The sequence below is a fragment of the Enterobacter quasihormaechei genome, assembly GCF_004331385.1.
In the GTDB taxonomy this organism is placed as follows: Bacteria; Pseudomonadota; Gammaproteobacteria; order Enterobacterales; family Enterobacteriaceae; genus Enterobacter; species Enterobacter quasihormaechei.
Map to the genome: position 1 here is coordinate 115,197 of NZ_SJON01000007.1, position 19,573 is coordinate 134,769.

21 protein-coding genes, 1 pseudogene and 1 other annotated feature are annotated in these 19,573 nt (G+C 56.5%); of the genes and pseudogenes, 16 read left to right on the top strand and 6 right to left on the bottom strand.

Features of this window, described 5'->3' with window-relative positions; genetic code table 11:
• Positions 1 to 5: 5 nt before the first annotated feature.
• Positions 6 to 1,052 carry a protease SohB gene (gene sohB / locus E0L16_RS11550; RefSeq protein ID WP_063452271.1) on the bottom strand — a complete coding sequence of 349 codons (1,047 nt, stop codon included), beginning with the start codon at positions 1,050 to 1,052 and terminating at the stop codon, positions 6 to 8.
• 251 nt (positions 1,053 to 1,303) lie between these two features.
• Here sohB and E0L16_RS11555 point away from each other — a divergent pair, with 251 nt between their 5' ends.
• Together E0L16_RS11555 and cobO are read left to right on the top strand one after the other, a co-directional pair.
• Positions 1,304 to 2,065, top strand: coding sequence for a YciK family oxidoreductase (locus E0L16_RS11555; protein WP_112791786.1), 762 nt, complete (start codon positions 1,304 to 1,306; stop codon positions 2,063 to 2,065).
• Complete coding sequence (gene cobO, locus E0L16_RS11560) at positions 2,062 to 2,652, top strand: cob(I)yrinic acid a,c-diamide adenosyltransferase (RefSeq protein WP_063866556.1); 591 nt, start codon at positions 2,062 to 2,064, stop codon at positions 2,650 to 2,652. The genes E0L16_RS11555 and cobO overlap by 4 nt, the downstream gene beginning before the upstream one ends.
• A 35-nt stretch (positions 2,653 to 2,687) precedes the next feature.
• Here cobO and rluB read toward each other — a convergent pair whose 3' ends face one another.
• The 3 genes from rluB to rnm form a co-directional block, all read right to left on the bottom strand.
• On the bottom strand, positions 2,688 to 3,563 hold the full coding sequence (gene rluB, locus E0L16_RS11565; RefSeq protein WP_003856794.1) for a 23S rRNA pseudouridine(2605) synthase RluB: 876 nt from the start codon (positions 3,561 to 3,563) through the stop codon (positions 2,688 to 2,690).
• Positions 3,564 to 3,660: 97 nt separating this feature from the next.
• Positions 3,661 to 4,281 (bottom strand): L-threonylcarbamoyladenylate synthase, encoded by a 621-nt coding sequence (locus tag E0L16_RS11570; protein ID WP_003856793.1) that lies wholly within the window; start codon positions 4,279 to 4,281, stop codon positions 3,661 to 3,663.
• Positions 4,278 to 5,171, bottom strand: a complete 894-nt coding sequence (gene rnm / locus E0L16_RS11575; protein ID WP_131636973.1) for an RNase RNM — start codon at positions 5,169 to 5,171, stop codon at positions 4,278 to 4,280. The genes E0L16_RS11570 and rnm overlap by 4 nt, the downstream gene beginning before the upstream one ends.
• A gap of 127 nt (positions 5,172 to 5,298) precedes the next feature.
• Here rnm and trpL point away from each other — a divergent pair, with 127 nt between their 5' ends.
• The 8 genes from trpL (at position 5,299) to yedF (ending at position 13,585) form a co-directional block, all read left to right on the top strand.
• Positions 5,299 to 5,343: a trp operon leader peptide gene (trpL, locus tag E0L16_RS11580; protein WP_071524153.1), complete on the top strand. Its 45-nt coding sequence runs from the start codon at positions 5,299 to 5,301 to the stop codon at positions 5,341 to 5,343.
• Positions 5,320 to 5,413 (top strand) — a sequence feature (Trp leader region). (Overlaps the previous gene by 24 nt.)
• 23 nt (positions 5,414 to 5,436) lie before the next feature.
• Entirely contained in the window at positions 5,437 to 6,999 is a 1,563-nt protein-coding gene (locus E0L16_RS11585) for an anthranilate synthase component 1 (RefSeq protein WP_131636974.1), read from the top strand.
• Positions 6,999 to 8,594 carry a bifunctional anthranilate synthase glutamate amidotransferase component TrpG/anthranilate phosphoribosyltransferase TrpD gene (gene trpD, locus E0L16_RS11590; RefSeq protein ID WP_063452266.1) on the top strand — a complete coding sequence of 532 codons (1,596 nt, stop codon included), beginning with the start codon at positions 6,999 to 7,001 and terminating at the stop codon, positions 8,592 to 8,594. The genes E0L16_RS11585 and trpD overlap by 1 nt, the downstream gene beginning before the upstream one ends.
• A gap of 3 nt (positions 8,595 to 8,597) precedes the next feature.
• Positions 8,598 to 9,956 carry a bifunctional indole-3-glycerol-phosphate synthase TrpC/phosphoribosylanthranilate isomerase TrpF gene (gene trpCF, locus E0L16_RS11595; RefSeq protein ID WP_131636975.1) on the top strand — a complete coding sequence of 453 codons (1,359 nt, stop codon included), beginning with the start codon at positions 8,598 to 8,600 and terminating at the stop codon, positions 9,954 to 9,956.
• Positions 9,957 to 9,966: 10 nt separating this feature from the next.
• Entirely contained in the window at positions 9,967 to 11,160 is a 1,194-nt protein-coding gene (gene trpB / locus E0L16_RS11600; protein ID WP_131636976.1) for a tryptophan synthase subunit beta, read from the top strand.
• Positions 11,160 to 11,969, top strand: coding sequence for a tryptophan synthase subunit alpha (gene trpA, locus E0L16_RS11605; RefSeq protein WP_063452263.1), 810 nt, complete (start codon positions 11,160 to 11,162; stop codon positions 11,967 to 11,969). The genes trpB and trpA overlap by 1 nt, the downstream gene beginning before the upstream one ends.
• 174 nt (positions 11,970 to 12,143) lie before the next feature.
• The gene (yedE, locus tag E0L16_RS11610; protein ID WP_131636977.1) at positions 12,144 to 13,355 is read left to right on the top strand and encodes a selenium metabolism membrane protein YedE/FdhT; all 1,212 of its coding nucleotides are present in this window, start codon (positions 12,144 to 12,146) and stop codon (positions 13,353 to 13,355) included.
• Positions 13,352 to 13,585, top strand: coding sequence for a sulfurtransferase-like selenium metabolism protein YedF (gene yedF, locus E0L16_RS11615; protein WP_003856774.1), 234 nt, complete (start codon positions 13,352 to 13,354; stop codon positions 13,583 to 13,585). The genes yedE and yedF overlap by 4 nt, the downstream gene beginning before the upstream one ends.
• Positions 13,586 to 13,624: 39 nt before the next feature.
• On the opposite strand, the gene ymcF is transcribed toward yedF, so the two are convergent.
• Positions 13,625 to 13,846 carry a cold shock small protein YmcF gene (gene ymcF / locus E0L16_RS22375; protein ID WP_486599011.1) on the bottom strand — a complete coding sequence of 74 codons (222 nt, stop codon included), beginning with the start codon at positions 13,844 to 13,846 and terminating at the stop codon, positions 13,625 to 13,627.
• A gap of 217 nt (positions 13,847 to 14,063) precedes the next feature.
• Between ymcF and E0L16_RS11620 the strand changes: the two genes are divergently transcribed.
• Positions 14,064 to 14,345, top strand: coding sequence for a hypothetical protein (locus tag E0L16_RS11620; protein ID WP_370551720.1), 282 nt, complete (start codon positions 14,064 to 14,066; stop codon positions 14,343 to 14,345).
• Positions 14,346 to 14,384: 39 nt separating this feature from the next.
• On the opposite strand, the gene ompW is transcribed toward E0L16_RS11620, so the two are convergent.
• Positions 14,385 to 15,017 carry an outer membrane protein OmpW gene (gene ompW, locus E0L16_RS11625; RefSeq protein ID WP_063866546.1) on the bottom strand — a complete coding sequence of 211 codons (633 nt, stop codon included), beginning with the start codon at positions 15,015 to 15,017 and terminating at the stop codon, positions 14,385 to 14,387.
• A 275-nt stretch (positions 15,018 to 15,292) separates the two neighbouring features.
• Here ompW and E0L16_RS11630 point away from each other — a divergent pair.
• The 5 genes and pseudogenes from E0L16_RS11630 to yciA all read left to right on the top strand — a co-directional run.
• Positions 15,293 to 15,373: pseudogene (locus E0L16_RS11630) on the top strand (YkgJ family cysteine cluster protein); the annotation flags it as partial.
• Positions 15,374 to 15,398: 25 nt separating this feature from the next.
• Complete coding sequence (locus E0L16_RS11635; RefSeq protein ID WP_045347760.1) at positions 15,399 to 16,142, top strand: YciC family protein; 744 nt, start codon at positions 15,399 to 15,401, stop codon at positions 16,140 to 16,142.
• 13 nt (positions 16,143 to 16,155) lie between these two features.
• Positions 16,156 to 16,695: a septation protein A gene (locus E0L16_RS11640; protein ID WP_063452258.1), complete on the top strand. Its 540-nt coding sequence runs from the start codon at positions 16,156 to 16,158 to the stop codon at positions 16,693 to 16,695.
• A 179-nt stretch (positions 16,696 to 16,874) separates the two neighbouring features.
• Positions 16,875 to 19,061, top strand: coding sequence for a TonB-dependent siderophore receptor (locus E0L16_RS11645; protein ID WP_107535484.1), 2,187 nt, complete (start codon positions 16,875 to 16,877; stop codon positions 19,059 to 19,061).
• Positions 19,062 to 19,159: 98 nt separating this feature from the next.
• Positions 19,160 to 19,555, top strand: a complete 396-nt coding sequence (gene yciA, locus E0L16_RS11650) for an acyl-CoA thioester hydrolase YciA (protein ID WP_063866544.1) — start codon at positions 19,160 to 19,162, stop codon at positions 19,553 to 19,555.
• Positions 19,556 to 19,573 lie beyond the last annotated feature (18 nt).

Genomic DNA, 19,573 nt, shown 5'->3' on the forward strand with positions numbered 1-19,573 from the left:
TTTCTTTAGAGCAACGGCTTTTGTCCGCGCTGCAACCAGCGCAGCAGCAGGCGATCCGCGCTTTCTGCCGCACTACTGGTAAAACGGTCGAGGAGGCGCTTACGACGGGTGAAGCGCACCCCCACCAGCTCACGGCCTTCCATCAGGTTTATCAGGAGATCGTCGCTGGTGCCCACTTCATCCACCAGCCCTTTCTCCTGCGCCTGCGTGCCGTACCAGTGTTCACCCGTAGCTACCTGCTCAATGTCCAGCGTTGGGCGCATGCGGTGCACGAAATCTTTGAACAGATGGTGGGTTTCGTTCAGATCTTCCCGGAACTTCTGCCGTCCCTCTTCGGTGTTCTCGCCGAGCAGCGTGAGCGTACGTTTGTACTGACCCGCCGTATGCAGTTCGATATCGATCTCTTTGTTTTTCAGGAAACGATTGAAGTTAGGGATCTGCGCGACCACCCCTATCGAGCCGATAATTGAAAAAGGTGCTGCGACGATTTTATCCGCCACGCACGCCATCATGTAGCCGCCGCTCGCCGCGACTTTATCTACCGCTACGGTGAGCGGGATCTGTTTATCACGCAGACGCTGTAACTGCGACGCCGCCAGTCCATACCCATGCACGACGCCGCCGGGGCTTTCAAGGCGTACTACAACCTGATCCTGCGGTGTCGCCACGGCCAGTACCGCCGTCACTTCTTCGCGCAAAGAGGAGACTTCATGCGCGTCCATACTGCCTTTAAAATCGAGCACATAAACGCGCGGCTTTGCATCAGCCTGCGGCGCGGCGAGCTTTGCTTTCGCCTTCGCCGCTTTGGCTTCCTGTTTATGTTTTTTCTTCTGGGCTTTTAGCCACAGCTTCTGTTGATGATCGTCCAGCAGCGCCAGAGACATCTCCTCCTGCATCTCTTTATACTGCTCGCTCAGGCGGGTAATGCGTAACTCACCACGCTGACGCTTACGCTGCGTCAGGTTGACAATCAGAGCGGCAATCACCGCGATAGCAATAACCACCGTCGCGATTTTCGCCAAAAACAACCCATATTGAGAAAGTAATTCCACGCGTCCACCTTGATTTAACCACGAATCTTTCCCGCCAGTGTACAACAGCCCTGCGCGGGCGTCTCGCTCTGGACATTACCTCTGCGAGGCGGCTTCAGGAATCCCCCTGTTCTGGTTTAAATCTTTGCAAATTGTTAATTTCCCAGCGTTCTGTCCTGTAGACTGATTGAATTCTGACGCTGTTTCGGGCATAAAGCCGAAAAGTCATAAATAAAGGTGCAAGTCACGCTCAATGCGCCTGAGGAGCCACCGTGCATTATCAGCCACAAAAAAACCTTCTACAGAACCGCATCATTCTGGTTACCGGTGCCAGCGACGGGATTGGTCGCGAAGCGGCGCTGACCTATTCTGAATACGGTGCGAGCCTTATTCTGCTGGGACGTAATGAAGAAAAGCTAAAATCCGTTGCCCGTGAAATCGAAGACGCCGGCGGTACGCCCACGCCCTGGTATACGCTCGATCTGCTGACCTGCACGCCAGCGTCATGCCAGGCCCTTGCCCAGCGCATCAGCACGCATTATCCCCGTCTTGACGGCGTGCTGCACAACGCGGGATTGCTGGGCGAAGTGCGCCCGATGGATGAACAGGATCCGGAGATTTGGCAGCAGGTGATGCAGGTTAACGTCAACGGGACGTTTTTCCTGACTCAGGCCTTGCTTCCTTTATTACTCAAGTCAGATTCCGGCTCGCTGGTGTTTACCTCCTCCAGCGTAGGTCGTCAGGGCCGTGCGAACTGGGGAGCTTACGCAGCCTCAAAATTTGCCACCGAAGGAATGATGCAGGTGCTGGCTGAAGAGTATCAAAACCGCCCTTTGCGGGTAAACTGCATTAACCCTGGCGGTACGCGCACCAAAATGCGTGCCAGCGCGTTCCCCACAGAAGATCCGCAGAAGCTTAAAACCCCGGCCGATATCATGCCCCTTTACCTGTGGCTGATGGGTGACGACAGCCGTCGCAAAACCGGGATGACCTTCGATGCCCAGCCAGGCCGTAAACCGGGGATATCGCAATGAGTGAAGACCGCCATCAGCAGCGCCAGCAGCGTCTGAAAGAACAGGTTGACGCACGTGTGGCCGCCGCCCAGGACGAACGCGGGATCCTCATCGTGTTCACCGGTAACGGCAAAGGCAAAACCACAGCCGCCTTCGGTACCGCCACCCGCGCCGTTGGCCATGGGCAGAAAGTGGGCGTGATCCAGTTTATCAAGGGAGAATGGCCCAACGGCGAGCGTAATCTACTCGAACCGCATGGCGTTGAGTTCCAGGTTATGGCGACCGGTTTCACCTGGGATACCCAGAACCGGGAAACGGATACCGCAGCCTGCCTCGCCGTCTGGGAGCATGCCAAAAGAATGCTCTCAGATCCGACGCTGAATATGGTGTTGCTGGATGAGATCACCTATATGGTGGCCTATGACTACCTGCCGCTGGAAGCCGTGCTGGAGGCGCTCAGGAATCGCCCTGCACACCAGACGGCGATCGTCACGGGGCGCGGCTGTCATCGGGATATTCTGGAGATTGCAGATACCGTCAGCGAGCTGCGTCCGGTTAAGCATGCGTTCGATGCGGGTATCAAAGCGCAGATAGGGATTGATTACTAAAGAAAAAAGCCCGGTATCTTTACCGGGCTTTTCGATTAGCCGTTGTTATTGCGGCTGCCAGAGCGGCGATTGCTGCTGACCTGGCTGTGACGCTTCACCGCACGGCGGATCTGATTTGCCTTCATGCGACGACGATCTTTTTCCACCGCCACTTTCGAGGTGGTTTCTGGCGTCAGGCCAACCAAATCGCGCAGGTAGTTGGTCTGCGTCAGATCCAGTTCGGTATACCCACCGCGTGGCAGGCCTTTCGGCAGCAGAATGTCGCCATAGCGGACGCGGATCAGTCGGCTCACCTGTACGCCTACCGCTTCCCACAGACGACGAACCTCGCGGTTACGTCCTTCTGTCAGGGTTACGTTGTACCACTGGTTAATGCCTTCACCACCGGTAAACTTGATGGTTTTGAACGCCGCAGGGCCGTCTTCAAGCTGAACGCCACGCGACAGATCGCGCAGTTTGTTCTCATCAACCTGGCCGAAGACGCGCACGGCGTATTCACGCTCCACTTCACGACTCGGGTGCATCAGGCGGTTTGCCAGTTCACCATCGGTGGTGAACAGCAGCAAACCGCAGGTGTTTACGTCCAGACGCCCCACGGCAATCCAGCGGGCGCCACGCAGTTTTGGCAGACGGTCAAACACCGTCGGGCGGCCTTCCGGGTCGTTGCGGGTACACAGTTCGCCTTCCGGCTTGTAATACGCCAGTACGCGACAGATCTGTTCAGCAGACTCTTTCACGGAGATAAGATGACCGTCGATGCGGATCTTCAGCCCCGGTACGATTTCTACGCGGTCGCCGAGCGTGGCAATTTTGCCGTCCACGCTCACGCGGCCTGCTTCAATAATGGCTTCGATTTCACGGCGCGAACCGTGGCCGGCGCGCGCCAGCACTTTCTGTAACTTCTCGCTCATTGAGCTTCCTCAGGTGTCGCCTTCACAGGCGTCGAATCAGGTCAAAAACAGGGCAGCGCCCTGCTTTGATGGCCGCGTAGTATATCTGCTTACACCCTTACAAGAAAGGCTTAACATCGCCCACGCCTTCACGAATGACTTCTGGCGCATCTTCGGTGAGATCCACCACGGTGGTCGGCTGCTGGCCGAGATAGCCGCCGTGAATAATCAGCTCCACCACCTTCTCCAGACGATCTTTGATCTCTTCCGGGTCGGACTCGGTAAATTCACTCCCCGGCAGCATCAGCGATGTGGAGAGCATCGGCTCGCCGAGGGTTTCCAGCAGCGCCTGGGCGATCGGGTTAGACGGCACGCGCATCCCGATGGTTTTGCGTTTTTCCTGCAACAGCCGGCGCGGCACCTCTTTCGTGCCTTTCAGGATAAACGTGTAGTTACCCGGCGTGTTGTTTTTGATCAGACGAAAGGCCACGTTGTCGACGTACGCGTAGGTCGACAGCTCGGAGAGGTCGCGACACATCAGGGTAAAGTTGTGGCCATCCGGCAGCTGACGGATGCGACAGATACGCTCCATCGCCCCTTTGTCTTCGATTTTACAGCCCAGCGCGTAGCCGGAATCGGTTGGGTAGACAATTACGCCGCCTTTGCGGACGATTTCCACAGCCTGATTAATCAGGCGTGGCTGCGGGTTATCCGGATGGATATAGAAAAACTGACTCATACTTCCCTCTCTTCAATTTGCTGTGGCTGTTCCCAGAGCTGCCAGACAGGCTCAACGCCCGCGGGTAACCAGAGCTTGCGCCCCAGTTCAATCCACGCGCAGGGCTGATGGAAATCTGAACCCTGTGACCCAAGCAGGCCAAACTGGCGGGCGTATGTCGCAAGCTGCGAACGCTCATTGGGAGCCTGCTGACACTGGGCAACTTCCATCGCCTCACCGCCGCATTCAGCAAAGTGCGCCAGCAGCCTTTTCAGCCATTTAGCAGAAAGATTATACCGCCCCGGATGGGCCAGTACGGCCTTACCACCAGAATGATGAATGACATCAATAGCTTGTTTTATTGTACACCACTGGGGGGGAACGTATCCGGTTTTCCCGCGCGCCAGATACTTTTTAAAAACATTCGCCATGGTCGTCGCTCTACCGGCTTCAACCAGAAAACGGGCGAAATGGCCGCGCGTTACCGCCCCGCCGTTCGCGAGCTTACGCGCGCCTTCCAGCGCACCGGGAATATGTGCCTTCTCAAGACGTTCGCCGATCATCTCTGCGCGCTGATTGCGGCGTGCTTTTTGTTCTTGCAAAAAAGCACGCATTGCCGGATGTTCTGGATCGATGTTCAGGCCAACGATATGAATTTCGTGGTTTTCCCAGAGCGTGGAGATCTCAACCCCGGGTATGAGATTTAGCGCCAGTCCGCTGCGGGCAATCTCCGCACGCGCGGCGGGGATGGCGTCGGTTGTGTCGTGATCGGTTATTGCCAGCGTGCCGACTCGCATTTCAACGGCGCGATGGACCAGGGCTTCGGGCGTCAGCAGGCCATCTGAAGCCTGCGTATGGCTGTGTAAATCATAAATTACGGCGTAGGTGGTATCGCTCAAAGCACTTCCCATAACAGTCTGGAGACATCCGAAGCCCCTATGATACCGACTTACCGTGAAATACTGAAATCAGGGGTTGACAACACGCCATCGAACTAGTTAACTAGTACGCAAGTTCACACGAGAAAGGTATCTTAAAATGACAGCACATTTCGCTCTGCACGGTTGGTGGCGTACTTCCTGATCTTCGGGCAGTGTCACGCGTCTGCGAAATGCAAACAGATACCCGCCCGCTACCCAGCGGGCTTTTTTTTGAACAAAATATGAGAACAACACCATGCAAACAGCCAAACCACACCTCGAACTGCTGACCTGCGAGGCGGCCTATCGCCATAACCCTACCGCGCTGTTTCATCAGGTGTGCGGCGCACGTCCCGCGACGCTGCTGCTGGAGTCTGCGGATATCGACAGCAAGGACGACCTCAAAAGCCTGCTGCTGGTTGACAGCGCGCTGCGCATTACCGCGTTAGGTGACACCGTCACCATCAAGGCGTTGTCTGACAATGGCGCGTCGCTGCTGCCGCTGCTGGATGCGGCGCTGCCTTCAGGCATTGAAAATGAACGGCACCCGGACCTGCGTATTCTGCATTTCCCGCCGGTGAGCCAGCTGCTGGATGAAGATGCCCGCCTCTGCTCGCTGTCCGTTTTCGATGCCTTCCGCCTGCTGCAAAATCTGGTCACCGTGCCGGAAGATGAGCGCGAAGCGATGTTCTTTGGCGGGCTGTTTGCTTACGACCTGGTAGCCGGCTTTGAAGATTTACCGGCAACCGAGCAGGGCAACCGCTGCCCGGACTACTGCTTCTACCTGGCCGAAACCCTGCTGGTGATCGACCATCAGAAAAAATATACCCGCATCCAGGCCAGCCTGTTCACTCCGTCGGGGTCTGAGAAAAACCGCCTTGAGCAGCGCATCGCGCAACTGCAACAGCAGATGTCGGAAGCACCGCCTGCGCTGCCGGTGCAGCGCATTGAGGAGATGACCTGCGAGGTAAGTCAGACCGACGATCAATACGGCGCGGTGGTACGTCAGATGCAAAAAGCGATTCGCGCCGGGGAAATTTTCCAGGTGGTGCCGTCCCGTCGCTTCTCACTGCCCTGCCCGTCGCCGCTGGCGGCTTACGATGTGCTGAAAAAAAGCAACCCAAGCCCGTACATGTTCTTTATGCAGGACAATGACTTCACGCTGTTTGGCGCGTCGCCGGAAAGCTCCCTGAAGTACGACGCCACCAGCCGACAGATTGAGATCTACCCGATTGCGGGCACCCGTCCACGCGGCCGTCGTGCCGATGGTTCCCTGGACCGCGATCTCGACAGCCGCATCGAACTGGAAATGCGTACCGACCACAAAGAGCTGTCCGAGCACCTGATGCTGGTTGACCTGGCGCGTAACGATCTGGCGCGAATTTGCACGCCGGGCAGCCGTTACGTAGCGGATCTGACCAAAGTAGACCGCTACTCCTTCGTCATGCATCTGGTTTCCCGCGTGGTCGGTGAGCTGCGCCACGACCTCGACGTTCTGCATGCCTACCGCGCCTGCATGAATATGGGCACCCTGAGCGGCGCGCCGAAGGTGCGCGCCATGCAGCTGATTGCCGAAGCGGAAGGACGCCGTCGCGGCAGCTACGGTGGTGCGGTGGGCTATTTCACCGCTCACGGCGATCTTGATACCTGCATCGTGATCCGCTCCGCCTACGTTGAGGACGGCATTGCTACCGTCCAGGCCGGGGCCGGGATTGTTCTTGATTCTGTTCCGCAGTCTGAAGCTGACGAAACCCGCAGTAAAGCACGCGCGGTACTGCGCGCCATTGCTACCGCACACCATGCACAGGAGATTTTCTGATGGCTGACATTCTGCTGCTCGATAATATCGACTCCTTTACCTACAACCTGGCAGATCAGCTGCGTGCGAATGGTCATAACGTTGTTATCTATCGCAACCACGTTCCGGCTCAGACGCTGATTGACCGTCTGGCGACCATGCAAAACCCGGTGCTGATGCTCTCCCCGGGCCCAGGCGCGCCGAGCGAAGCGGGCTGTATGCCTGAACTGTTGACACGCATGCGCGGCAAGCTGCCGATTATCGGTATCTGCCTCGGCCACCAGGCAATCGTGGAAGCCTACGGCGGTTACGTCGGTCAGGCGGGTGAGATCCTGCATGGTAAAGCGTCGAGCATTGAACATGACGGTCAGGCGATGTTTGCCGGACTGCCGAACCCGCTTCCAGTGGCGCGTTACCACTCGCTTGTCGGCAGCAATATTCCGGCCGGGCTGACCATCAACGCCTCGTTTGAAGGAATGGTGATGGCGGTTCGTCATGATGCGGATCGCGTCTGCGGGATGCAGTTCCACCCGGAATCTATCCTGACGTCCAATGGCGCGCGCCTGCTGGAGCAAACGCTCGACTGGGCGCTGCAAAAGCTGGAGCAGACCAATACCCTGCAACCGATTCTGGAAAAACTGTATCAGGCCCAGACCCTGAGCCAGCAGGAGAGCCACCAGCTTTTCTCCGCCGTCGTGCGGGGCGAGCTGAAGCCTGAGCAGCTGGCCGCTGCGCTGGTGAGCATGAAAGTGCGCGGCGAAAGCCCGCAGGAGATTGCCGGTGCGGCCACCGCGCTGCTGGAAAATGCCGCCCCGTTCCCGCGTCCGGACTACCAGTTTGCGGATATCGTCGGGACCGGTGGCGACGGCAGCAACAGCATCAACATTTCGACCGCCAGCGCCTTTGTGGCGGCGGCCTGCGGCCTGAAGGTGGCCAAGCACGGCAACCGCAGCGTCTCCAGCCGGTCCGGTTCGTCCGACCTGCTGGCCGCTTTCGGCATCAACCTGGACATGAACGCCGAGCGTTCCCGTGAAGCGCTGGACGATCTTGGCGTCTGCTTCCTGTTTGCGCCGAAGTACCACACCGGTTTCCGCCACGCGATGCCGGTTCGCCAGCAGCTTAAAACCCGCACGCTGTTTAACGTGCTCGGTCCCCTCATTAACCCGGCGCACCCGCCGCTGGCGCTGATTGGCGTTTACAGCCCGGAGCTGGTGCTGCCGATTGCCGAGACGCTGCGCGTTCTGGGTTACAAACGTGCCGCCGTGGTACATAGCGGCGGAATGGATGAGGTTTCTCTGCATGCGCCTACGCTGGTGGCCGAACTGAATAACGGTGAAGTGCTGAACTATCAGCTTGATGCCGCTGACTTCGGGTTGACCCCGTATCATCAGGATGCGCTGGCTGGCGGTACGCCGGAAGAAAACCGTGACATTCTCACGCGCTTATTACAAGGTAAAGGTGAGGCTGCCCATGAGGCCGCCGTGGCGGCCAACGTTGCCATGCTGATGCGTTTACATGGCGAGGAAGATCTGAAAGCCAACGCCCAAAAAGTTCTGGACGTACTGCGCTCCGGTGCAGCTTACGATCGCGTTACCGCACTTGCGGCAAGAGGGTAAATAATGCAGACCGTTTTAGCGAAAATCGTTGCCGATAAGGCCATCTGGGTGGAAGCCCGCAAGCAACAGCAGCCGCTTGCCAGTTTCCAGAATGACGTCGTGCCGAGCAGCCGTCGTTTCTATGATGCCCTCCGGGGCGCGCGCACTGCGTTTATTCTGGAGTGTAAAAAAGCGTCTCCCTCCAGGGGTGTGATCCGTGACGATTTCGACCCGGCGCGTATTGCCGGTATCTACAAGCATCATGCGTCTGCCATCTCCGTGCTGACGGATGAAAAATATTTCCAGGGCAGCTTTGATTTTCTGCCCGTCGTCAGCGGCATCGCCCCGCAGCCGATTCTTTGCAAAGACTTTATTATCGACCCGTATCAGATCTGGCTGGCGCGTTTTTATCAGGCCGATGCCTGCCTGCTGATGCTCTCCGTGCTCGACGACGAACAGTATCGCCAGCTCTCCGCCGTCGCGCATAGCCTGAACATGGGCGTCCTGACCGAAGTGAGCAACGAAGAGGAGCTGGAGCGCGCCATCGCGCTGGAGGCGAAAGTGGTCGGCATTAACAACCGCGATCTGCGCGACCTGTCGATTGACCTCAACCGTACGCGCCAGCTTGCGCCGCGTCTGGGCGCGGGCGTCACGGTGATCAGCGAATCCGGCATTAACAGCTACGCCCAGGTGCGCGAGCTGAGCCACTTTGCTAACGGTTTCCTGATCGGCTCCGCGATGATGGAACACGACGATCTCAATGCTGCCGTGCGCCGCGTGCTGTTGGGTGAGAACAAAGTCTGCGGCCTGACCCGCGAACAGGACGCGCAGGCCGCGTATGAAGCGGGCGCCATCTATGGAGGCCTGATCTTTGTTGAGTCCTCTCCTCGCGTGGTTAGTGAAGAGCAGGCGCGCAGGGTGATTGCGGCTGCACCACTCAGCTATGTGGGCGTATTCCGCAATGCGGATATCACCGACATTGCAGCAAAAACGGACGCGTTATCCCTGAGCGCGGTCCAGCTGCATGGCGACGAAGATCAGGCGTATATCGATGCTCTGCGACATGTTCTGGCGCCACAGGTTCAGATCTGGAAAGCGCAGAGCGTCGGTGACACCCTGCCCGCGCGTAACCTGAATCATGTTGATAAATACGTGCTCGACAACGGTCAGGGCGGTACGGGGCAGCGCTTCGACTGGTCGCTGCTGCGTGGAGAAGCGCTGGACAATGTCCTGCTGGCGGGGGGATTAAGCCCCGATAATTGTGTGGAAGCGGCCAAAACCGGCTGCGCCGGCCTCGATTTCAATTCAGGCGTAGAGTCCCAACCGGGCATAAAAGACGCCAGCAAGCTGGCATCGGTATTCAAAACTCTGCGTGCATATTAAGGAAGAGAAGATGACGACATTACTTAACCCGTATTTTGGTGAGTTCGGTGGGATGTACGTCCCACAAATCCTGATGCCCGCGCTGCGCCAGCTGGAAGAAGCGTTCGTGAGCGCGCAAAAAGATCCGGCGTTTCAGGCGGAGTTTACCGACCTGCTGAAAAACTACGCGGGCCGTCCGACGGCGCTGACCAAATGCCGTAACCTGACCGAAGGCACAAAAACCACGCTCTACCTTAAGCGTGAAGATCTGCTGCACGGCGGCGCGCACAAAACTAACCAGGTGCTGGGCCAGGCGCTGCTCGCTAAGCGCATGGGTAAAACCGAAATTATCGCTGAAACCGGCGCGGGCCAGCACGGCGTGGCCTCTGCCCTCGCCAGTGCCCTGCTCGGCCTGAAGTGCCGCATCTATATGGGTGCCAAAGACGTTGAGCGCCAGTCGCCGAACGTGTTCCGTATGCGTTTGATGGGCGCGGAGGTGATCCCGGTGCACAGCGGCTCCGCCACGCTGAAAGATGCCTGTAACGAAGCGCTGCGCGACTGGTCTGGCAGTTACGAAACCGCCCACTATATGCTCGGCACCGCGGCGGGCCCGCACCCGTTCCCGACCATCGTGCGCGAATTCCAGCGCATGATCGGTGAAGAGACCAAAGCGCAGATCCTTGAAAAAGAGGGTCGCCTGCCGGATGCGGTGATTGCCTGCGTCGGCGGCGGGTCTAACGCCATCGGCATGTTTGCCGATTTTATCGACGAAACCCGCGTTGGGCTGATTGGCGTCGAGCCTGCCGGTCACGGCATTGAAACGGGCGAGCACGGCGCGCCGCTGAAGCATGGCCGCGTGGGGATCTACTTCGGCATGAGAGCCCCGATGATGCAGACCGACGAAGGACAGATCGAAGAGTCTTACTCGATTTCTGCCGGGCTGGATTTCCCGTCCGTTGGGCCACAGCACGCCTTCCTGAACAGCACGGGGCGCGCGGATTACGTCTCCATCACCGATGACGAAGCGCTGGAGGCCTTCAAAACGCTGTGCCGCAATGAAGGGATCATCCCGGCGCTGGAGTCCTCCCACGCCCTTGCGCACGCGCTGAAAATGATGAAGGAAAACCCGGAAAAAGAGCAACTGCTGGTGGTGAACCTTTCCGGCCGCGGGGATAAAGATATCTTTACCGTTCACGATATTCTGAAAGCACGAGGGGAAATTTGATGGAACGCTACGACAACGTATTTGCTGAACTGAAATCCCGCCAGGAAGGCGCGTTCGTTCCCTTCGTGACGCTGGGCGACCCCGGCCCCGAGCAGTCGCTGAAGATTATCGACACCCTGATCGCAGCCGGCGCCGACGCGCTGGAGCTCGGTATTCCCTTCTCCGATCCGCTGGCGGATGGCCCGACCATCCAGAACGCCACCCTGCGCGCCTTTGCGGCAGGCGTGACGCCGACCCAGTGCTTTGAAATGCTGGCGGCGATCCGCCAGAAACACCCGACCATACCGATTGGCCTGCTGATGTACGCCAACCTGGTCTTCAGCCGCGGTATTGATGCATTTTACGCCGAGTGCGCCCGCGTGGGTGTCGACTCCGTGCTGGTGGCTGACGTGCCCGTTGAAGAGTCCGCGCCGTTCCGTCAGGCGGCGATGCGCCACAACGTCGCGCCGATTTTCATCTGTCCGCCGAATGCCGATGACGACCTGTTGCGCCAGATTGCCTCTTACGGACGAGGGTACACCTACCTGCTCTCCCGTGCGGGCGTGACCGGCGCGGAGAACAAAGCCGCGCTGCCGCTGCATCACCTGGTGGAGAAGCTGGCAGAATACCATGCCGCACCACCGCTTCAGGGCTTCGGGATTTCGTCTCCGGATCAGGTTACTGCGGCCATTGACGCGAAGGCCGCCGGGGCCATTTCCGGTTCGGCTATCGTTAAAATTATCGAGAAAAACGTGGATAAACCTGAGCAGATGCTGGCTGAGCTGAAAACGTTCGTCACATCCATGAAGGCGGCCACGCGCAGGGCGTAACCGTTACAACCGTCTGGCCCCGGCGCCAGGCGGTTTTCCCCCCTTGCTCCCTGAGAGCAACCTGTCAAAATTGATCCTGTCGATATTTTCGGTGTGAATGACTTTCCAATCTTTCGCGTAAGCGTATGATCTGGGCTCTTTTTAGCGTTATCCTTCTGAGTTCAGAGGTTATTCATGTCCTGGCATTACTTCAAGCAGACTTACCTGGTTAAGTTCTGGTCACCTGTTCCGGCCGTTATCGCGGCAGGCATTCTCTCTACTTATTATTTCGGTATTACCGGCACCTTCTGGGCCGTTACGGGCGAGTTTACTCGCTGGGGTGGACAGCTATTGCAGCTTGCTGGCGTTCATGCCGAAGAGTGGGGCTACTTTAAGCTGATCCATCTTGAGGGCACACCGCTGACCCGCGTTGACGGGATGATGATCATCGGCATGTTCGGCGGCTGTTTTGCGGCCGCGCTGTGGGCCAACAACGTTAAGTTACGCATGCCGAAAAGCCGCATCCGCATTATGCAGGCCGTGGTCGGCGGTATCATTGCCGGGTTTGGCGCCCGCCTGGCGATGGGCTGTAACCTTGCCGCGTTCTTTACCGGTATTCCGCAGTTCTCGCTGCATGCGTGGTTCTTTGCCGTCGCCACCGCCATCGGCTCATACTTCGGCGCAAAGTTCACCCTGCTGCCGCTGTTCCGCATTCCGGTGAAAATGACGAAAGTGAGCGCTGCCTCTCCGTTGACTCAAAAGCCCGATCAGGCCCGTCGTCGCTTCCGCCTCGGTATGCTGGTCTTTTTTGCCATGGTTGCATGGGCGATGTGCACGGCGATGAATCAGCCAAAACTCGGCCTGGCAATGCTGTTCGGCGTCGGTTTCGGCCTGCTGATTGAACGCGCGCAGATCTGCTTTACCTCCGCGTTTCGCGATATGTGGATCACCGGACGAACGATGATGGCGAAGGCAATCATTGCCGGTATGGCGGTCAGCGCGATCGGCATCTTTAGCTATGTGCAGCTTGGCGTGGAGCCGAAAATCATGTGGGCTGGTCCAAATGCGGTCATTGGCGGATTGCTGTTTGGTTTTGGCATCGTGCTGGCCGGCGGGTGCGAAACCGGCTGGATGTATCGCGCCGTGGAAGGCCAGGTGCATTACTGGTGGGTCGGTCTGGGTAACGTGATTGGCTCAACCCTCCTCGCGTACTACTGGGATGACGTCTCTCCGATGCTGGCAACCAACTGGGACAAGGTCAATCTGCTGAATACCTTTGGTCCACTCGGGGGGCTCATAGTGACCTACGCCCTGCTGCTTGTCGCCTTCTTGCTGGTGGTTGCACAAGAGAAGCGTTTCTTCCGCCGGGCTACCGTCAAAACTGAAACTCAGGAGAATGCCGCATGAAAGAGATCGTGCCTGACTATCGTCTCGATATGGTGGGTGAACCCTGCCCTTACCCGGCCGTTGCCACGCTTGAGGCGTTACCGCAGCTGAAAAAAGGTGAAATTCTGGAAGTGGTGAGCGATTGCCCCCAGTCCATCAACAACATTCCGCTTGATGCTAAAAACCACGGCTATACCGTGCTGGATATCCAGCAGGACGGGCCAACCATACGGTATTTGATTCAGAAGTAGCTCGCAGGTACGAAAAAGGCCTCTACGAGAGGCCTTGTTTCAACTTGCTGGCTTTAGCCACCGTCGCCTTTTGAGTTTCGGGAGGCATGAATGGGTGGTGAGGCGGGTTCCGCAAACTGAACAGACCGCACCGTGAGGTTGGCTGTGCGTCGGGCTAAACGTGGTGAAATAAAACTGTTTGCCTGCACATACCGGACACTCAAATTTGATGTTGGGGATATCCCCTCCAGCCAGATGTATGGAAGAACCACCATACAGCAATTCACGGACTTACAGGGATATATCGTCCCCGCGAGAACAAAAGGCGAGGAAGACTTAACATAGGCTTTTGAAACTTAACTCTTATTGATCCACAGCAACAGGAAAGATTTACACTTAAGTAAAATCTTACGTCTGGTTTGAGTAGGGTTTTGACGCGTTGATGTTTTTTAGATGTATTGGATTTTTGCTTGTTTTTATCTCGTTTCACGCTTCGTCTTTGAATTTCTCATCGACGTTTTTGCGGCTGAACTGCCCGGAACGCGGCCTGGTCGAAATTATTCTGCACGTCTACGACCACACCCAGGAAAAGTGGCCCGGGCATTTTGAAACCGGCGCTGGCCATAAGCGTGTCGGCGATACCGAAATTATTCCCTTTGCAAACGGCGATGTTCTGTTCCACTCCATTTCACGCGATGCGTTCAGCTACCTGTATGATGGCGAATCGACGCTCAGCCACTGCATGAAGCTGGACGAACGCCCCGTTTATCCGTCTTTTTGACGTCCGGCACTGGCCGCTGTGCGGCCAGTTTTTACCGAATCAGAAACGGTAACCCGCAGAGAACATAAACACCCACGGATCCAGACGGGTACTGATACTCTGCTGCTCTCCGCCCGCCTTGAAGCGAACGTCGGTATCAATATCCATGTACCAGACCGAGGCGTTGATCAGCCAGTCGCGATTGATCAGATAGTCCAGCCCCACCTGCCCCGCCACACCCCAGGAGTCCTTCAGGCTAAGGTCGGAGAGACCGGCCGCTTTCCCGGTATCGTTAAATTTCTCGTCAAAGAAGGTGGTGTAGTTAACGCCCGCGCCAATATAGGGGCGCACCTTGCTGCTGGAATCCCCAAAGTACCATTGCGCCATCAGCGTTGGCGGCAAATGGTGCACCGTGGCAATGTCTCCGGTCGGTCCCAAACCGACACGGTGACGAAACGGCGTGGCGGCAAGAAGCTCAACGCCCACGTTATCCGTTGCCATATAGGTAAAGGTCAAGCCTAGCTGAGTATTATTGCTGACGTTGAAACCGCCCATCCCCAGCACGCTGTCTGAGCCTTCCGTTGGGCGCACCGTTGCCGAACCGGCACGAATAAAGAATTCACCTGCTTCATGCGCGTACGCGCCGCCAGAGAGACTGCTTAAGATAAGGGCTGCCACCGCTAATTTTTTCATATCCGCTCCATCGTTGTGGTTTTAATTGCGGAGGAGAATATACTCACAAAAGAGTAATAAGTGATCTAACACAGATCACATTAAAACCAGTAAGTTAACATTCATTGATCTAGGTTAATTTTTGGTGACACCACATAAAGCAATAAGTTGTTACCACGTCAATTTATGGCATTTCTCGGTTACAAAAATTTCTGCTTTTCCTCACTTGCGCTTGCAGTAGCGGCTGAACAATTTCTCGCTCTCACAGTCTGATTGGGTGGGTCCTTCTTTTGCAGCTTTACAAAGATATGCTTTTCCATACAAGCCTTGATGCTGCCACCAGCGCCATATCCGGTGTACAATTGCCGGCTAATTAACACCTGCAATACTCAAGGAGAGTGCATGTCTATCACGGCGAAGTCTGTCTACCGTGACACGGGAAATTTTTTCCGCAATCAGTTCATTACCTTTTTACTGATCGCGTTGTTGTGCGCCTTTATTACGGTGGTGCTGGGTCATGCGTTCTCACCCAGTGATGAACAGATTGCCACGCTGAGCCAGGGGGATCATCTTGCAGGCAGCGCGGGGTTGTTTGACCTTGTGCAGAATATGACGCCAGAACAACAGCAAATCTTGCTGCGCGCCTCTGCGGCATCGACCTTCTCGGGCCTGATTGGCAATGCCATTCTGGCCGGAGGCGTGCTGCTGATGATCCAGCTGGTGTCTGCCGGGCAACGCGTCAGCGCGTTACGTGCAATCGGCGCCAGCGCGCCGGTGCTGCCCAAGCTGTTTATCCTCATCTTCCTGACCACACTGCTGGTCCAGATGGGGATAATGCTGGTTGTCGTTCCTGGCGTGTTGCTGGCTATCGTTCTTTCATTCGCGCCAGTCATGGTGGTGCAGGACAAAATGGGCATTTTCACCGCCATGCGTAGCAGCATCAGGCTCGCGTGGGCAAATATGCGACTGGTCGCGCCGGCCGTTATCAGCTGGTTACTGGCCAAAACGCTGCTACTGCTGTTTGCGCCGAATTTCGCGGTGTTAACGCCAAACGTCGGTGCGGTTGTCGCCAATACGCTGAGCAACCTGATTTCAGCCGTGCTGCTGGTCTATTTGTTCCGCCTGTACATGTTAATTCGTCAGTAACCGGGATCGCAGAATGAAGCAGTTTCTTGATTTTTTACCGCTGATCGTATTTTTCGCTTTTTATAAGCTGTACGACATTTATGCCGGCACGCTGGCGCTGATTGTAGCCACGGCTGTGGTGCTGATTTATAGCTGGGTTCGCTACCGCAAGGTTGAGAAGATGGCACTCATCACCTTCCTGATGGTGGCGGTATTTGGCGGCCTGACGCTGTTCTTCCACAATGATGAATTCATCAAGTGGAAGGTCACGGTGATTTATGGCCTGTTTGCGGGCGCGCTGCTCATCAGCCAGTGGGTGATGAAAAAGCCGCTGATCCAGCGCATGCTGGGCAAAGAGCTGACGCTGCCTCAGGCAGTCTGGGGGCGTCTGAACCTGGCCTGGGCGCTGTTCTTTATCCTGTGCGGTCTTGCCAATATCTACATCGCTTTCTGGCTGCCGCAGAATATCTGGGTCAACTTCAAGGTATTTGGCCTGACGGCCCTGACGCTCGTGTTTACGCTGCTAAGCGGCGTGTACATCTACCGGCACATGCCGCAGGACGATAAGCAGTAACCCTACGGGCCAGATCGCAATGCGATCTGGCCTTTTTTCACTTTTCTTTCACATTCCGCCCCCCTTCTTCAAAAATGACTGAATCATGAAGATTTTATGGAGATTGCTCCCTTCTCATTGTAATGAGAATCACTATCATTAATATTCGTCATCGCATTTTAACAAATGGAAATGAGTTGATGAAAAGCATAATAAGATTTGCCCCCGCTTCACTTACGTTGGCCATCCTTGCGGCACTGGGCCAGGGCGCGCACGCAGCAGAAGAGACTCTCGACGACGGTGAAACCATGGTGGTTCAGGCGACGGCTGAAGAGGCGCTGAAGCAGCAGCCTGGCGTCTCGGTTATTACGGCGAAGGACATCGAAAAGGATCCGCCGGTAAACGATCTTTCTGAAATCATTCGTAAAATGCCCGGGGTAAACCTCACCGGCAACAGCGCGACGGGCAGCCGCGGTAACAACCGCCAGATCGATATTCGCGGTATGGGGCCGGAAAATACCCTGATCCTGATTGACGGCGTGCCGGTGACGTCCCGTAACTCGGTGCGCTACAGCTGGCGCGGCGAGCGCGACACCCGCGGGGACACCAACTGGGTTCCGCCAGAAATGGTCGAGCGCATTGAAGTGCTCCGCGGGCCTGCCGCCGCTCGCTATGGCTCCGGGGCTGCCGGTGGCGTCGTCAACATCATTACCAAACGCCCGACCAACGACTGGCACGGCTCGCTCTCGCTCTACACCAACCAGCCTGAAAATGATAAAGAGGGAGCGACAAAACGCGCTAACTTCGATCTGAGCGGTCCTCTCGCAGGCGATGCGTTAACGATGCGCCTTTACGGGAACATCAACAAAACCGACGCGGACGCCGAGGATATTAACACCGCGCAAAACGGCTCTTACGCCGCCGGACGCGAAGGCGTACGAAACAAAGACATCAACGCCCTTCTCTCCTGGAAACTCACGCCGCAGCAGATTATCGACTTCGACTACAGCTACAGCCGCCAGGGCAATATCTACGCGGGCGATACGCAGTACAGCAACGGCAACGTCAGCCCTGGTGGCCTGGTATCGTCCCTGTACGGTCACGAAACTAACCGTATGTACCGCCAGTCATACGGCATCACGCACAACGGCATCTGGGACTGGGGCCAGTCGAAGTTTGGCGTCTATTACGAGAAAACTAACAACACCCGCTTGCAGGAAGGGTCGACGGGCAGAGTTGAGGGTATGATCAACAGCGACAAGTACGACACCAGCCGGCTTGAGTCGTACCGTTCCACAGGCGAGCTGAACATTCCGCTGTTCTGGCTGGTGGACCAGACGCTGACCATCGGCGCGGAGTGGAACCGCGATGAGCTCAACGACCCGGCGTCAATGCAGGCGACGGACGTGTCGGGAGAAGTGATTAACGGCGTTTCCGGCACCGCTTCCGAGCGCAACAGCAAAAACAGCGCCGATCTCACCGGGATCTATCTTGAGGACAATATTGAAGCGCGTCAGGGGACCAACCTGATCCCGGGGATCCGCTTCGATTATCACAATAAATTTGGCAGCAACTGGAGCCCAAGCCTTAACGTTTCACAGGATTTAGGCGACATGTTCAAGGTGAAGGCGGGTATCGCTCGGGTATTTAAAGCGCCGAACCTGTATCAGTCCAGCGAAGGCTATCTGCTTTCCACCCGCGGGAACGGTTGTCCAAACAACATTTCCGAGGGAAGCTGCTACCTGTTAGGCAACCCGGATCTGGATCCGGAAATCAGCGTGAACAAAGAGATCGGCCTGGCCTTTGCCCTGGAAGGCTACGAGGCTGGAATTACCTGGTTCCGCAACGATTACAAAAACAAGATCGTTTCAGGAACGGACGTGCTGGGGCAGACAAGCAACGACGTAAATATCCTGCAATGGGAGAACGGCGGCAAGGCCGTTGTTGAAGGGCTGGAAGGTAACCTCACCGTGCCGGTTATTCGCGACACGCTGACCTGGCGTACCAATGCGACGTATATGATCCAGTCTGAAAGTAAAGACACCGGCAACCCGCTGTCTATCATCCCCAAATATACCGTCAACACCATGCTGGACTGGGAGGTTAACAGCAAACTTTCAGCCAACGTAAGCTGGACGATGTACGGTCGCCAGAAGCCCAGAGAGAACGCTGAAATCCGCAAAGAGGAGAATGCGATGTCCAACAGAGAGATCGGCGCGTATTCCATCGTGGGTATCGGCAGTAATTATCAGCTGACCAAAAACCTGCGCCTGAATGCTGGCATCAGCAACCTCTTTGACAAGCAGATTTACCGTGAAAATGACGGTGCATCGACCTATAACGAACCGGGCCGCGCGTATTACGCCGGCGTAACCATGTCCTTCTGACCCTCAGGCGCCCGCGCTGCGGGCGCTCACCCTATTCTCTCCAGCCAGAAATCATAGTAGCATCCCGCCTGAAGTCTTCAGTTACGAGTTTAAAAACAATGACAACAATTGACGCCCCTCAGGGCGAACTGGTTTTACGCACACTGGCAATGCCCGCTGACACCAATGCCAATGGCGATATTTTTGGCGGCTGGCTAATGTCGCAAATGGATATGGGCGGCGCAATTCTGGCTAAAGAGATTGCCCACGGGCGCGTAGTCACCGTCCGGGTTGATGGCATGACCTTCCTGCGTCCGGTTGCGGTTGGAGATGTGGTTTGCTGTTACGCGCGCTGCGTAAAACGCGGCAATACCTCTATCTCCATCAACATTGAGGTATGGGTAAAAAAAGTCTCTTCTGAACCGATTGGTCAGCGCTATAAGGCGACGGAGGCATTATTCATCTATGTGGCGGTGGATAGCGACGGGAAACCGCGCCAGCTTCCCCGGAGTTAGCTTCAGGTATAAAAAAAG

Excerpts from the sequence above, each read along its gene's own strand:
- E0L16_RS11635 (WP_045347760.1), top strand. The coding sequence starts at position 15,399 with ATGTCTATCACGGCGAAGTCTGTCTACCGTGACACGGGAAATTTTTTC.
- trpA (WP_063452263.1), top strand. The coding sequence starts at position 11,160 with ATGGAACGCTACGACAACGTATTTGCTGAACTGAAATCCCGCCAGGAA.
- E0L16_RS11570 (WP_003856793.1), bottom strand. The coding sequence starts at position 4,281 with ATGAGTCAGTTTTTCTATATCCATCCGGATAACCCGCAGCCACGCCTG.
- yedE (WP_131636977.1), top strand. The coding sequence starts at position 12,144 with ATGTCCTGGCATTACTTCAAGCAGACTTACCTGGTTAAGTTCTGGTCA.
- E0L16_RS11645 (WP_107535484.1), top strand. The coding sequence starts at position 16,875 with ATGAAAAGCATAATAAGATTTGCCCCCGCTTCACTTACGTTGGCCATC.
- rnm (WP_131636973.1), bottom strand. The coding sequence starts at position 5,171 with ATGGGAAGTGCTTTGAGCGATACCACCTACGCCGTAATTTATGATTTA.
- ompW (WP_063866546.1), bottom strand. The coding sequence starts at position 15,017 with ATGAAAAAATTAGCGGTGGCAGCCCTTATCTTAAGCAGTCTCTCTGGC.
- yedF (WP_003856774.1), top strand. The coding sequence starts at position 13,352 with ATGAAAGAGATCGTGCCTGACTATCGTCTCGATATGGTGGGTGAACCC.
- E0L16_RS11585 (WP_131636974.1), top strand. The coding sequence starts at position 5,437 with ATGCAAACAGCCAAACCACACCTCGAACTGCTGACCTGCGAGGCGGCC.
- E0L16_RS11640 (WP_063452258.1), top strand. The coding sequence starts at position 16,156 with ATGAAGCAGTTTCTTGATTTTTTACCGCTGATCGTATTTTTCGCTTTT.
- yciA (WP_063866544.1), top strand. The coding sequence starts at position 19,160 with ATGACAACAATTGACGCCCCTCAGGGCGAACTGGTTTTACGCACACTG.
- trpD (WP_063452266.1), top strand. The coding sequence starts at position 6,999 with ATGGCTGACATTCTGCTGCTCGATAATATCGACTCCTTTACCTACAAC.
- cobO (WP_063866556.1), top strand. The coding sequence starts at position 2,062 with ATGAGTGAAGACCGCCATCAGCAGCGCCAGCAGCGTCTGAAAGAACAG.
- trpB (WP_131636976.1), top strand. The coding sequence starts at position 9,967 with ATGACGACATTACTTAACCCGTATTTTGGTGAGTTCGGTGGGATGTAC.
- rluB (WP_003856794.1), bottom strand. The coding sequence starts at position 3,563 with ATGAGCGAGAAGTTACAGAAAGTGCTGGCGCGCGCCGGCCACGGTTCG.
- trpCF (WP_131636975.1), top strand. The coding sequence starts at position 8,598 with ATGCAGACCGTTTTAGCGAAAATCGTTGCCGATAAGGCCATCTGGGTG.